The sequence below is a fragment of the Sphingomonas sp. AC411 genome (assembly GCF_979253035.1).
Map to the genome: position 1 here is coordinate 1,130,126 of NZ_CEEDAQ010000001.1, position 12,519 is coordinate 1,142,644.

At 67.0% G+C, this 12,519-nt stretch carries 5 protein-coding genes and 8 pseudogenes; 9 read left to right on the forward strand and 4 right to left on the reverse strand.

Going from position 1 to position 12,519, the window contains the following annotated elements; translation table 11 throughout:
• Positions 1-52 precede the first annotated feature (52 nt).
• The 3 genes and pseudogenes from AC0IX7_RS05825 to guaB all read right to left on the reverse strand — a co-directional run bounded on the left by AC0IX7_RS05825 (position 53) and on the right by guaB (position 3,605).
• Positions 53-511, reverse strand: a complete 459-nt coding sequence (locus AC0IX7_RS05825) for a tetratricopeptide repeat protein (protein ID WP_471810831.1) — start codon at positions 509-511, stop codon at positions 53-55.
• 73 nt (positions 512-584) lie between these two features.
• A pseudogene (locus AC0IX7_RS05830) lies at positions 585-1,740 on the reverse strand (RsmB/NOP family class I SAM-dependent RNA methyltransferase).
• A 409-nt stretch (positions 1,741-2,149) separates the two neighbouring features.
• Positions 2,150-3,605 (reverse strand): annotated as a pseudogene (gene guaB / locus AC0IX7_RS05835) (IMP dehydrogenase).
• A gap of 120 nt (positions 3,606-3,725) precedes the next feature.
• Here guaB and AC0IX7_RS05840 point away from each other — a divergent pair.
• Both AC0IX7_RS05840 and AC0IX7_RS05845 read left to right on the forward strand, forming a co-directional pair.
• Positions 3,726-4,710 (forward strand): annotated as a pseudogene (locus tag AC0IX7_RS05840) (SPFH domain-containing protein).
• Positions 4,710-5,150, forward strand: a complete 441-nt coding sequence (locus tag AC0IX7_RS05845) for an NfeD family protein (protein ID WP_471810832.1) — start codon at positions 4,710-4,712, stop codon at positions 5,148-5,150. Before AC0IX7_RS05840 ends, AC0IX7_RS05845 begins: the two are co-directional and overlap by 1 nt.
• 265 nt (positions 5,151-5,415) lie before the next feature.
• Here the strand turns inward: AC0IX7_RS05845 and AC0IX7_RS05850 are convergent, their stop codons facing one another.
• Positions 5,416-7,026, reverse strand: coding sequence for a phosphoenolpyruvate carboxykinase (locus tag AC0IX7_RS05850; RefSeq protein ID WP_471810833.1), 1,611 nt, complete (start codon positions 7,024-7,026; stop codon positions 5,416-5,418).
• Positions 7,027-7,218: 192 nt separating this feature from the next.
• Here AC0IX7_RS05850 and AC0IX7_RS05855 point away from each other — a divergent pair, with 192 nt between their 5' ends.
• The 7 genes and pseudogenes from AC0IX7_RS05855 to AC0IX7_RS05885 all read left to right on the forward strand — a co-directional run bounded on the left by AC0IX7_RS05855 (position 7,219) and on the right by AC0IX7_RS05885 (position 12,435).
• The gene (locus tag AC0IX7_RS05855; protein ID WP_187504848.1) at positions 7,219-7,926 is read left to right on the forward strand and encodes a response regulator transcription factor; all 708 of its coding nucleotides are present in this window, start codon (positions 7,219-7,221) and stop codon (positions 7,924-7,926) included.
• A pseudogene (locus AC0IX7_RS05860) lies at positions 7,895-9,476 on the forward strand (sensor histidine kinase). The gene AC0IX7_RS05855 and the pseudogene AC0IX7_RS05860 overlap by 32 nt, the downstream one beginning before the upstream one ends.
• Before the next feature lie 9 nt (positions 9,477-9,485).
• Positions 9,486-9,917, forward strand: coding sequence for an HPr kinase/phosphorylase (locus tag AC0IX7_RS05865; protein WP_471810834.1), 432 nt, complete (start codon positions 9,486-9,488; stop codon positions 9,915-9,917).
• A pseudogene (gene rapZ, locus AC0IX7_RS05870) lies at positions 9,914-10,828 on the forward strand (RNase adapter RapZ). Before AC0IX7_RS05865 ends, rapZ begins: the two are co-directional and overlap by 4 nt.
• A gap of 15 nt (positions 10,829-10,843) precedes the next feature.
• Positions 10,844-11,250: pseudogene (locus AC0IX7_RS05875) on the forward strand (PTS sugar transporter subunit IIA).
• A pseudogene (locus tag AC0IX7_RS05880) lies at positions 11,247-11,521 on the forward strand (HPr family phosphocarrier protein). Before AC0IX7_RS05875 ends, AC0IX7_RS05880 begins: the two co-directional pseudogenes overlap by 4 nt.
• Before the next feature lie 103 nt (positions 11,522-11,624).
• A pseudogene (locus AC0IX7_RS05885) lies at positions 11,625-12,435 on the forward strand (TrmH family RNA methyltransferase).
• Positions 12,436-12,519: the final 84 nt, after the last annotated feature.

Below are 12,519 nucleotides of genomic sequence, written 5' to 3' on the forward strand. Positions count from 1 at the left end.
TGGTCCGGAGGGCGACCCACCCCTGCCCCTCCCTTCCAGGGAGGGGAGTGCGTCAGTCCTTGGCGGCTACCGGCGTCTTGTCGACCTGCGCCGTCGCGATCGGCGGGCCTTTCGCGATCACCGCGGACAGCTGCGTCGCTTCCGGGCACGCGCCCTTGCAGAGCGTGCGGATCTTCACGAGATTGTCCTTCGCGCGGACCACGGCGCCCTTGGCGACAAGCGCCTCGCCCTGCCCCTTCAACGCCGCGACGTCGTTCGGTTCTAGCAACAAGGCCTCGCGGTATAGGCGGATCGCCTTGCCCGGCAGATCGCGCGTTTCGGCGACCTTGGCGAGCAGCAGGAACGCGGCACGGTTGCGTGGGTCGACCGCGACGGAGGTCTCCAGCACGTCGGTCGCGCCGTCGAGATTGCCTGCGGCGACCAGCGAGCGCCCCTGGGCGAGAAGTTGCATCGAGCGCGCGTCGATCTGCGCGTCGGGGCGCTGCCCGCTGAGCGACGTCGATACGCACACGAGTGTCAGCGTGGCGGCAAAGGCAACGGACGAAAACGCATGATCGTCTCCAGGCGGGTCATTAACCGGCTGGCTAGCACGCAGCCCGGAGGCGCGCGACAAAAAAGCCGTCGGTGCCGTCGCGGCCGGGTTCGAGGCGGACGCCGTGGCCGTGTTTTGCGCCGGCCGGGAGTGTCAGGGGCTCGGTGGTCCAGCCGGGATGCGCGTTCAGGAACCAGGTGACCTGGTCGGTGCCCTCGGCGTCGAGCAGCGAGCAGACGATGTAGACGAGTGCTCCGCCGGGCTTGACCAGCGTGGCGGCGACCGAGAGCACCTGCTGCTGCGTCGATTGCAGCCGCGAGACGCGGTCGGGGGTAAGCCGCCAGCGCGCCTCGGGATTGCGCCGCCATGTGCCGGTGCCCGAGCAGGGTGCATCGACCAGCACGCCATCGGCGCGACCGGCCCATTCGCTGAGCGCCTCGATCTCACGCGTCGGGTTGAGCAGGCGGCTCTCGACGATCGTCGCGCCGGCCCGGGTCGCGCGCGGGTCAGCCGTGCAAGCCGGTTGCGGTCGGTGTCGCACGCGAGGATCACCCCTCGTTCGCCATCGTCGCGGCGAGCGCGAGCGTCTTGCCGCCCGCACCCGCGCACAGATCGACGATCCGCTCGCCCGGTTTCGCCTGCATCGCAAGGCCGACGATCTGGCTGCCCTCGTCCTGCACCTCGAGCGCGCCTTCGTTGAACAGCGGGAGCGATTCGACATTGGTGCCGGTCGGCAAGCGGATACCGTCCAGCGCATGCGGGGTGGCTTCGGCCTCGGGCAGCGCGGCCAGCACGGTCGCGCGATCGGCAACCAGCGTGTTGACGCGCAGGTCGAGCGTCGCGCGGCCGGCAAGATCGGTCAGCGCGGCGCCGTCGAGCCCGGAAGCCCGCAAAGCCTTGGTCAGCCACTGCGGCGCGACACCGGCACGCGCGCGCGGCTCGTCCTTGGCGATCGGCGCCGGCGCGTGGGTCGAGCCATCGAACGTCGCGGCGACTTCGGAGTCCGCGTCGGCAACGAGCAGCATCGCGGCACGCCCGGTCTCGGGCCGATCGCCAGCCTTGCGGATTGCGGCGTAGACGAGCTCGCGGACGGCGCGGCGGTCCTTGGAGCCGGCGTAGCGGCGGGTCGCGAAATAGCGGGCGATCAACGTGTCGGCGGCGGCGCCGGACTCGCGGGCGGCGGCGATGATCTGGTCGAGCAGTTCGATCGCGGCCTGGGTGCGTGCTGGGAGTCACGTGTTGGCTCCCGACGTCGCGAGGGTTCGGGGGAGGTTTGGTACGGGGTGTTCGTCATCATCCCCTCCTAGCCCCTCCCGCGAGCGGGAGGAATAACTTCGGGGCTCGGTGAGGATCACGGTGCCTCTCTTCCCAATCCCGTCATCCCGGCGGACGCCGGGACCCATGGTTGCGGACCGGGAAGTGGTTGCGCGCTATCGCTGGGTCCGCCGTGTCCGTGGGTCCCGGCGTTCGCCGGGATGACGGAGAAGGGTGGTAGCGATCCTTTGCAATCTCCAGGAAAAGCGTGTTTCCCCGCGAAGGCGGGGATCCAGACTGGGCTCCCGCCTTCGCGGGAGAGCAGCGAGGCGCCTAGCCGAGCCCTCGCCAACCACCCGCGTCTTACCGCGTCGGGTAGTTCGGCGCTTCGCGCGTGATTGTCACGTCGTGGACATGGCTCTCCATCAGCCCGGCTCCGGTGATCTGGACGAACTCCGCGCGCGCCTGGAGATCGGGAATCGTCGCGGAACCCGTATACCCCATCGCCGCCTTGATGCCGCCGACGAGCTGGTGAACGACGTCGCGTGCCGGGCCCTTGTACGCGACCTGCCCCTCGATGCCCTCGGGCACGAGCTTCAACTGGTCCTTGATGTCGCCCTGGAAGTAACGGTCCGCCGAGCCGCGGCCCATCGCGCCGACCGAGCCCATGCCGCGGTACGACTTGTACGCACGGCCCTGGTACAGGAACGTCTCGCCAGGCGCCTCGTCGGTGCCCGCGAGCAGCGAGCCGATCATCACCGTCGATGCGCCCGCCGCCAGCGCTTTCGCCATGTCGCCCGAGGTACGGATCCCGCCGTCGGCGATAACCGGCACGCCAGCCTTGCGGCCAGCCTCCGCGCAATCCATCACCGCGGTCAGCTGCGGCACGCCGACGCCAGCTACCACCCGCGTCGTGCAGATCGAGCCGGGGCCGATGCCGACCTTGATCCCGTCCGCGCCCGCATCGATCAGCGCGCGCGTGGCTTCGCCGGTGGCGACGTTGCCCGCGACGACCTGGACCGAGTTGAGAGCTTCTTCACGCGCTCGACCGCGCGGCCGACGTCGCGGTTGTGGCCGTGAGCGGTGTCGATCACGATCAGGTCGCAGCCGGCGTCGACCAGCTGTTCGGTCCGGTCGAAGCCCTTGTCGCCGACAGTCGTCGCCGCCGCGACGCGCAGCCGGCCTGCCTCGTCCTTGGTCGCATCCGGGAACATCACCGCCTTCTCGATGTCCTTGACGGTGATCAGCCCGACGCAGCGATACTGCGCGTCGACCACCAGCAGCTTCTCGATCCGGCGGGCATGGAGCAGGCGGCGCGCCTCTTCCTTGCCGACTTCGGTCGAGACGGTGGCGAGGTTCTCATGCGTCATCAGCTCGCTGACCGGCTGTTTCGGATCGCCCGCAAAACGCACGTCGCGGTTGGTGAGGATACCGACGAGCTTGCCGTCCGCCTCGACCACCGGGATGCCGCTGATCCGGTGGCCCGACATCAGCGCCTGCGCCTCGCCGAGAGTCGCGGTCGGCCTGATCGTGATCGGGTTGACCACCATGCCCGATTCGAAGCGCTTGACCTGGCGCACGGCCACCACCTGCTCCTCGATCGTCAGATTGCGGTGGAGCACACCGATGCCGCCGAGCTGCGCCATGACGATCGCCATGTCGGCTTCGGTGACGGTGTCCATCGCGGAGGACAGGATCGGGATGTTGAGCGCGATGCCGCGCGTCACCTGCGTCCGGGTATCGGCCTGGCTTGGCAGCACGTCCGATTCCCCGGATACAGGAGGACGTCGTCGAATGTGAGGCCGAGGCGGATATCCATGAGAGCTGCCGTTCCTGGGTGTGAGGTGGCGCGCCATGTAACCAAAGCGCGCGCGCACGGCTAGGCCCTGTAGCGCGCGACGTGCTATAGCGGTGCGATACACGGATGGGGGATTGTTCGATGGGCCTGATCGTTGCCGCGCTCCTGCTGGCGCTGGTGCTGCTGTACCTCTTCACCAGCATCAAGATCGTCCGCCAGGGCTATCAATACACGATCGAGCATTTCGGCCGCTTCACCACGGTCGCGCGGCCCGGCTTCAATTTCTACCCCGCGTTCTTCTACCGCGTCGGGCGGAAGGTGAACATGATGGAGCAGGTGATCGATATCCCGGCCAGGAGATCATCACCAAGGACAATGCGATGATCTCGACCGACGGGGTCGTGTTCTTCCAGGTGCTCGACTCGGCCAAGGCGGCGTACGAGGTGTCGGACCTGTACCAGGCGCTGTTGCAGCTCACGACGACGAACCTGCGGACGGTGATGGGATCGATGGACCTCGACGAGACGCTGTCGAAGCGCGACGAGATCAACGCGCGTCTGCTCAACGTCGTCGATCATGCGACGACGCCTTGGGGGTGAAGATCACGCGGGTCGAGATCAAGGACATCCGTCCGCCGGCCGACATCGTGAATGCGATGGGGCGGCAGATGAAGGCCGAGCGTGAGAAGCGGGCGAACATTCTCGATGCAGAAGGTTCGCGTGCTTCGGAGATCCTTCGCGCCGAGGGGCAAAAGCAGGCGCGGATCCTCGAGTCCGAGGGGCGGAAGGAGTCGGCGTTCCGTGACGCGGAGGCGCGTGAGCGGGCGGCGGTTGCCGAGGCTTCGGCGACGCGGGCGGTGTCTCAGGCGATCGAGGAGGGTGGCGCGCAGGCGATCAACTATTTCATCGCGCAGAAATATGTCGAGGCGATCGGCAAATTCGCGACCTCGCCCAATGCGAAGACGATCCTGTTTCCGGTCGAGGCTACGCAGCTGATGGGGACGCTTGGGGGAATCGGCGAACTGGCGAAGGATGCGCTGCGCGATGCGGTCGCGTCACCGCCGGCCAAGCCTGCCGCTCGTGGGCCGTTCGAGTTGTCGAAGTCGACCGAGGTTCCGAAAAGCTGATGGACGTGGTCGGTGGTGCCGCGGGCGCGTGGCTGATCGCGGCGCTGGTGCTCGGGATCGCGGAACTGGCGGTGCCGGGGGTGTTCCTGGTGTTTCTCGCCATCGCCGCGGCGGTGACCGGGGTGGCGGTGTTCGTGTTGCCGGATTTGCCGGTGGCCGTTCAGTTGGGCGCGTTTGCGGTTTGGAGCGCGGTGACGGTGCTGATCGGGAAGCGCTGGTACCGCGATTACCCGGTCGAGGGTGGCGATCCGATGTTGAACGATCGGTCCGCGAGACTGGTGGGGCAAGTCGTCGTTGTCGAAACGGCGATCGTCGGCGGCCGCGGGCGCGTGCTGGTGGGCGATGGAAGCTGGCCAGCTCGTGGTAAGGATGCGGGCGTTGGTGCGCGGGTTCGGGTTGCGGCGGTTGTTGACGGTGAGGTGGTGGTGGAGCTGCTTTAGTCCTACCCCGCTCTCGGAGGGCTGAGCTCGCTGCTCCCCTCCCTGGAAGGGAGGGGTTGGGGGTGGGTCGGGTTCCGCATGCCCGAACCGTTGTGGCTCAAGCGGGCCTACCCACCCCGGCCCCTCCCTTTCAGGGAGGGGAAGCAGCTCGGGGTGGGGGAGACGCGTGGCGTCGAGGGTGAGGGCACCCCGTATCACGTGCCCTCACCTTCCCACCCGACTTCGTCGTGCGGGCCCCTTCCTCTCCCCTGAAGGGAGAGGAGTTTTAGGCCGTTTCTCTCACTTTCGGCGCGGCTCGGCGGACGCCTTCGTCGACATGTTCGGCGAACTGGGCGAAGTTTTCCACGAATAGGTCTACCAGCTTGGCCGCAGTCGCGTCGTAGGCGTCCTTGTCCGCCCAGGTCGTGCGCGGGTCGAGGATGGCGCTGTCGACGCCGGGGACGCTTACCGGGACCTGGAAGCCGAAGTTCGGGTCCGTCCGGAATTCGGCATCGTTGAGGCTCCCGTCGAGCGCCGCGTTCAGCAACGCCCGGGTGGCCTTGATCGGCATGCGGTTGCCGACGCCGTATTTGCCGCCGGTCCAGCCGGTGTTGACCAGCCAGCAATCGACGCCGCCCTTGGCGATACGCTCCTTGAGCAGATTGCCGTACACCGACGGATGCCGCGGCATGAACGGTGCGCCGAAACAGGTCGAGAAGGTCGCGTCCGGCTCGGTGACGCCGATCTCGGTCCCGGCGACGCGCGCGGTGTAGCCCGAGAGGAAGTGGTACATCGCCTGGTCGGGCGTCAGCTTCGCGATCGGCGGGAGTACACCGTACGCATCCGCGGTCAGCATCACGATGTTGCGCGGCACCGGCCCCATGTTCTCGGCGGACGCATTCGGGATGAAGTCGATCGGGTACGCGCCGCGGCTGTTCTCGGCCAGCGTGTGATCGTCGAGATCGAGCAACCGCGTCGCCGGATCCATCACGACGTTCTCCAGCACCGTCCCGAACCGCTTGGTGGTCGCGAAGATCTCCGGCTCGGCGTCGGCGGACAAGCGGATCATCTTGGCGTAGCACCCGCCTTCGAAATTGAAGACGGCCGTATCCGACCAGCCATGCTCGTCGTCGCCGATCAGCGTCCGGCTCGCGTCCGCCGAGAGCGTTGTCTTGCCGGTACCCGACAGCCCGAAGAACACCGCGGTGTCGCCGTTCGCGCCCATGTTGGCCGAGCAATGCATCGGCATCACGCCGGTTGGCGGGAGGAGATAGTTGAGCAGACCGAACACCGACTTCTTCATCTCGCCGGCATATTTGGTGCCGCCGATCAGGATCAGCTTGTCGGTGAAGTTCACCGCGATCACCGTCTCGCTGCGACAGCCGTGGCGCGCGGGATCGGCGCGGAAGCTCGGCAGGTCGACGATCGTGTAGTCCGCGACGAAATCCTTCAGCGCCGCCTGCTCGGGCCGCACCAGCATCGTCCGGATGAACAGATTGTGCCAGGCGAGTTCCGTCACGACGCGGACGTTGACGCGGTGGTCGACCTGCGAGCCGCCGTACAGATCCTGAACGAACAGTTCGTCCTTGGCGGCCAGCGCAGCGAAGAAATCCTCCTTCAGCGCGGCAAAATGCGCGGGCTCCATCGCCTTGTTGCTCTTGCCCCACCAGACGGTCGCGTCGGTCTCGGCATCGCGGACGATGAATTTGTCCTGCGCCGAGCGGCCGGTATGCGGCGCGGTTTCGACGACCAGCGGACCGTCGGCGGACAGCGTACCCTCGCCGCGTTCGAGCGCGGCTTCGACAAGCTGCGCGGTGACGAGGTTCCAATGCAGGGTAGCGCGGGTTTCTATCCCCTGCGCGGCTAGGCCGCCGGCCGGAATACGTTTGTTGGGCAAGGCATCTCTCCAGATAGTGTTCGCATACGTATGTATGTCGTTGCGCGCGGCTGTACGGGGCGCCTTTCCACGGGTCAAATGCGCCAATCGATGACGCGGTCCCGATACGGTCTTAGTTGAGTGCCGGCACGGTTTGGCCTACGCCGATACGCCAACGACCGAGGCGAGCAAGCCAGAGATGACGGCCCAAAAATGACCGCAACGATCGCGCTGGTCGACGACGACCGCAACATCCTGACCTCCGTGTCGATCGCGCTGCAGACCGAGGGCTTCGTCACGCGCGTCTATTCGGACGGTGAGACCGCGCTCAAGGCGCTGACCGACAATCCGCCCGACTTGGCGATCTTCGATATCAAGATGCCGCGGATGGACGGGCTCGAACTGCTCCGCCGGCTGCGCGAGAAGAGCCAGATTCCGGTGATTTTCCTGACCAGCAAGGACGACGAGCTCGACGAGGCGCTGGGGCTCGCGATGGGGGCCGACGACTATATCGCCAAGCCGTTCTCGCAGCGGCTGTTGATCGCCCGCATCCGCGCGATCCTGCGCCGGACCGAACTCGCGCAATCGCCGGGTACCGAGACCGAAGCGGAAGCCGCCGGACCACTCGCGCGCGGCCGGCTCAGCATGGATCCGGCGCGGCATCGGACTTTGTGGGGCGGCGAGCCCGTCACGCTGACGGTCACCGAGTTCATGATCCTCGAAACGCTTGCGCAACGACCCGGCATCGTCAAGACGCGCAACCAGTTGATGGATGCGGCCTATCAGGACGACATCTATGTCGACGACCGGACGATCGACAGCCACATAAAGCGACTTCGCCGCAAGTTCAGGCAGGTCGATCCCGCGTTCGACGCAATCGAGACATTATATGGTGCCGGGTATCGATTTTCTGAGGAATGAGCTCGGCGACGACGGCCGCGATCTCACGCTGCGCTGGTCGGGACAGATCTCGCTCACGCGGCGCATCCTGGCGGTCAACATCTTCGCGTTGCTGTTGCTCGCAGGCGGATTCTTCTACCTCGATTCCTACCGCAGCCGGATCGTCGACAGCCGCGTCGCACAGACCGCGCGCGAAGCGAGGCTGATCGGCGAGGCGATCTCGTCGGTCGACCCTGCGCAGCGCAACCCGCTGGTGTTGAGGTTGGCCTCGGACACCGGATCGCGGATCCGCCTGTTCGATGGCGGTGGCACGACGATCGTCGACAGCCGGACGCTCGGACTGCGCAATTTCGTCCTGCAGGACCCCGACAAGGAGGATCGCGATCAGGTCATCGCGCGGTTCCTGGACGCGGCGATCGATATCGTCGTGATGGCGCCGCGACCGCCGCTCTACCGCGAGCGCAACGAGGGCCAGCGCTGGCCCGACGTCGCCACAGCCCAGGCGCGACGCCGGGTTGCGACGACGGTCTGGCGCGCGCCTGATCGCACGCCGGTCATCACCGCCGCAGCGCCACTCCGTGCCGGCGGGGTCGTGATGACGACGGTCAACGCACGCGACATTACCCGGACGGTGCGGATCGAGCGGTTCCGGCTCAGCATGGTGCTGCTCGGCGTGTCGATCGTGTCGATCCTGCTGTCGCTGTTCTTGGCGCGGACGATCGTCCGGCCGCTCCGCCGCCTTGCGCGCGCGGCGGTTCGGGTCAGGCTCGGACGCGCACGCGAAGTGGTGGTGCCCCGCCTCCTCCCGCCGCGACGAACTCGGCATGCTCGCGCGGGCGCTGTCGGACATGAGCCTTGCGCTGAGGGCGCGGATCGACGCGACCGAGGCGTTCGCTGCGGACGTGACGCACGAGATGAAGAACCCGCTCGCCTCGCTCCGGTCCGCAGTCGAGGGCCTGTCGCGCGTGAAGGACCCGGCGCTCCAGGCGCAGTTGCTCGCGATCGTCCGCGACGATGTCCAGCGGCTGGACCGGTTGTTGTCCGATATCTCCGAGGCTTCGCGACTCGACGCCCAGCTAAGCCGCGCCAAGTTCGAGCCGGTCGATATCGCGGCGATGATCGACGGGCTGGTCGCGCAACGCGACACGCGCGGGGTCGAGCGCGGTATCCGGCTTCGATTCGACCGGAATGCCGACGACCGCACGATCGTGCTGGGCGAAGGCGCGCGGCTTGAACGCGTGTTCGAGAATTTGATCGACAACGCGCTGTCCTTCTCGCCCGATGGCGGCCTGATCGCGATCTCGGCGATCCCCGACCGCGACGAACTCGTCATCCGTGTCGAGGACGAAGGGCCCGGCGTTCCCGAGGATGCGCGCGAGGACGTGTTCAAGCGGTTCCACTCGGTCCGCCCGGACAGCGAGACGTTCGGCCAGCATTCGGGCCTGGGCCTCGCGATCGCACGGACCATCGTCGACGGGCACCAGGGCGCGATCTTCGTCGAATCGCGAGAGGACCGGATAGGTGGCGCGCGCTTCGTCGTGCGACTACCGCTCGCCGACACGCCGTTGTAAGGACCGCACGTGGGTGTCCCCTCCTCAGATCGGCTCCACGCCACCACGGTCGCGATCGACGGGCTTGCCGTGCTGATCGAGGGCGCGTCCGGGTCGGGCAAGTCCGACCTCGCGCTGCGCCTGATCGACCGTGGCGCGATCCTCGTCAGCGACGACCAGACGCTCGTGGTACGCTCGGGCAAAACCCTGCTCGCACGCGCACCGACGATGATCGCCGGTCGGATCGAAGTCCGCGGGATCGGCATCCTCGCCATGCCCCATGTCGACGACGTTCCGGTGGGCCTGCTCGTCCGGGTCGACGGCGCGGTCGAGCGGATGCCCGAACGCCGTTTGCGGAAGATCGCCGGAATCGAGGTCCGCCAGTTCGCGGTCGATCCGTTTCACGCCTCCGCCCCGATCAAGGTCGAACTCGCATTGCGCAATCCGGAGACTGTAGAATGACACGGCCGAAGGATATCCTGCTCGTGACCGGCATGTCCGGGGCGGGCAAGTCGACCGTTCTCAAGACGCTGGAGGATCTTGGCTGGGAGGTCGTCGACAACCTGCCTCTGCTGTTGCTCGACCGATTGCTCGATGCGCCCCTCCCCGAGGGTTCGCCCGACGATTCGCAGCCGCTCGCGATCGGCATCGGCGCGCGTACCCGCGATTTCGACCCCGAGCGGATCGTTCGCCGGATTCGCGAATTCCGCGATCGCCACGGTCTCGAGATTGGCACGCTGTTCCTCGATTGCTCGGCCGCCGAACTCGAGCGGCGCTATTCCGAGACGCGGCGGCGCCATCCGCTCGCGCTGGACCGGCCCGCGATAGACGGCATCGGCCGCGAGCGCGATCTGCTCGCGCCGCTGCGCGACTGGGCGAACCGGCTGATCGACACGACCGAGATGTCGGCTAACGAACTCGCGCAACAGATCCGCGCCAATTTCTCTGGCGAACGTCTCGGCGAGCCGACGCTGTCGATCCGGTCGTTCGGATCTCGCCCGCGGCCTGCCGCGCAATGCCGATCTTGTGTTCGACATGCGGTTCCTGCGCAACCCGCACTGGGACGCCACGCTGCGTCCCGGTACCGGGCTCGACGGCGACGTGTCCGCCTACATCATGGCCGATCCCGCGTACGAGGCGGCGGTGAGTCGGATCGAGGAACTGCTCATGCTGTTGCTCCCGCGCTACAGGGCGGAAGGCAAGTCGTACGTGACGGTCGCGATTGGGTGTACCGGAGGGAGACACCGGTCGGTTCATGTTGCCGAACGGATCGGCCGACGGTTGCGCGAAGCGGGTTTTCCCCCAGTGTTGACCACCGCGACCTAGGGGCCGCACCGCAGGATGCGCTCGAGGGATCACCGGTCGTCTTATGAGTATGAAACGCTGACATGATCGGCCTTGTTCTGGTAACGCACGGTCGATTGGCCGAAGAATTCGTTCGCGCGATGATCCACGTCGTCGGCCCGCAGGAGCGCGTCGCGCCGATCGCGATCGGTCCCGACGACGACATGGAGGAGCGGCGCGCGGATATCGCCGCCGCGATCCAGGCGGTCGATGTCGGGCGCGGCGTGATCGTGCTGACCGACCTGTTCGGCGGCACCCCTCCAACCTCGCAATCTCGCTGATGGAGCGCGGCCGGATCGAGGTGATCGCGGGGATGAACCTGCCGATGCTGATCCGGCTCGGGTCGGCGCGCAAGTCGATGACCGTCGTCGCTGCTGTCGCGGCTGCCCGTGAGGCGGGTCGCAAATATATTTCGGTAGCCTCCGAGGTTCTCGGCGAGGCTGCGGCGTGAGCGAGGTTTCGCGCACCGTCCAGATCACCAACCGCCGCGGGCTCCACGCGCGGGCCAGCGCCAAATTCGTGACGCTCGCTTCGACGCATAGTGTCGAGGTGCGCGTGACAAAGACGGGTCGGATCACGTCACCGGCACCTCGATCATGGGGCTGATGATGCTCGGCGCGGCGATGGGCGACGCGATCACGATCAGCGCGAGAGGCGATGGCGCCGAGCATACGGTGGCCGCACTTGCCGAGCTGGTCGAGGCGAAGTTCGGCGAGGATTGACGTTCTCCCCCTTCCGCTTGCGGGAGGGGTCGAGGGAGGCATGAGCAGCGGCGTGTTTACAAACCCCTCCCCCAACCCCTCCCACAAGCGGAAGGGGCGCTAGATGCCCCGCGAGATAACCGCCTTTTCCAACCCGCTGATCAAGTATGTCCGCGACCTGCGCGACAAGCGCCATCGGCGTGCGGCCAGAACAGTTCCTCGCCGAGGGCCTGCGCATCCTCACCGAAGCGCGCGAGACAGGCCGCCTGCCCCGCACCTTGTTCTATGCGGCGGCCAGCGCCAACCATCCGCTGGTCCACGCTTTGTCGATGGACGTTGAGGAAGCTGGCGGCGAGTCGATCCAGACCACGCCGGACATTCTTTCGAAGCTGTCGGGCAAGGACAACCCGCAAGCCGTGGTCGGCGTGTTCGACGAGTTCGACGCCAGGCTCGAAGACCTCGACCGCAACAGCGCCGGCATCTGGCTGGTCGCGGAGCGGCTGCGCGATCCCGGCAATCTGGGCACGATCCTGCGCACCGGCGACGCGGTCGGCGCTGGCGGGCTGATCCTGATCGGCGAGTCGGTCGACCCCTTCTCCGTGGAGGCGGTGCGCGCGAGCATGGGTGCGCTGTTCACCATCCCCGTCGTCAAGACCGAGTGGGAGCCGTTTCACGCGTGGCTGCGGACGGGGCCCGGCCAACTGGTCGGGCTCAGCCTCGATACGGATACCGACTACCGCTCCGCCACCTATACCGGCCCGACCTTCCTGCTCACGGGCAACGAAGCGCAGGGCATGCCGCCCGAGATGGCCCAAGCCTGCGACGCGCTCGTGAAAATCCCGATGCTCGGCAAGGCGGACAGCCTCAACGCGGCAGTCGCGACCGCGGTGATGGCGTATGAGGTGCTCGCCCGGCAGGAAAAATCCGCGGCGTAGGCCCCAACCGACGAAATCGGCCCGATTGGCGATGCTTAGCGACTCCGGTTCAGCTAAGGGAGAGCTACGTCGTGCGAAAGCGTC

Coding starts and splice junctions, on each gene's coding strand:
- AC0IX7_RS05845 (WP_471810832.1), top strand. CDS start 4,710: ATGGACGTGGTCGGTGGTGCCGCGGGCGCGTGGCTGATCGCGGCGCTG.
- AC0IX7_RS05855 (WP_187504848.1), top strand. CDS start 7,219: ATGACCGCAACGATCGCGCTGGTCGACGACGACCGCAACATCCTGACC.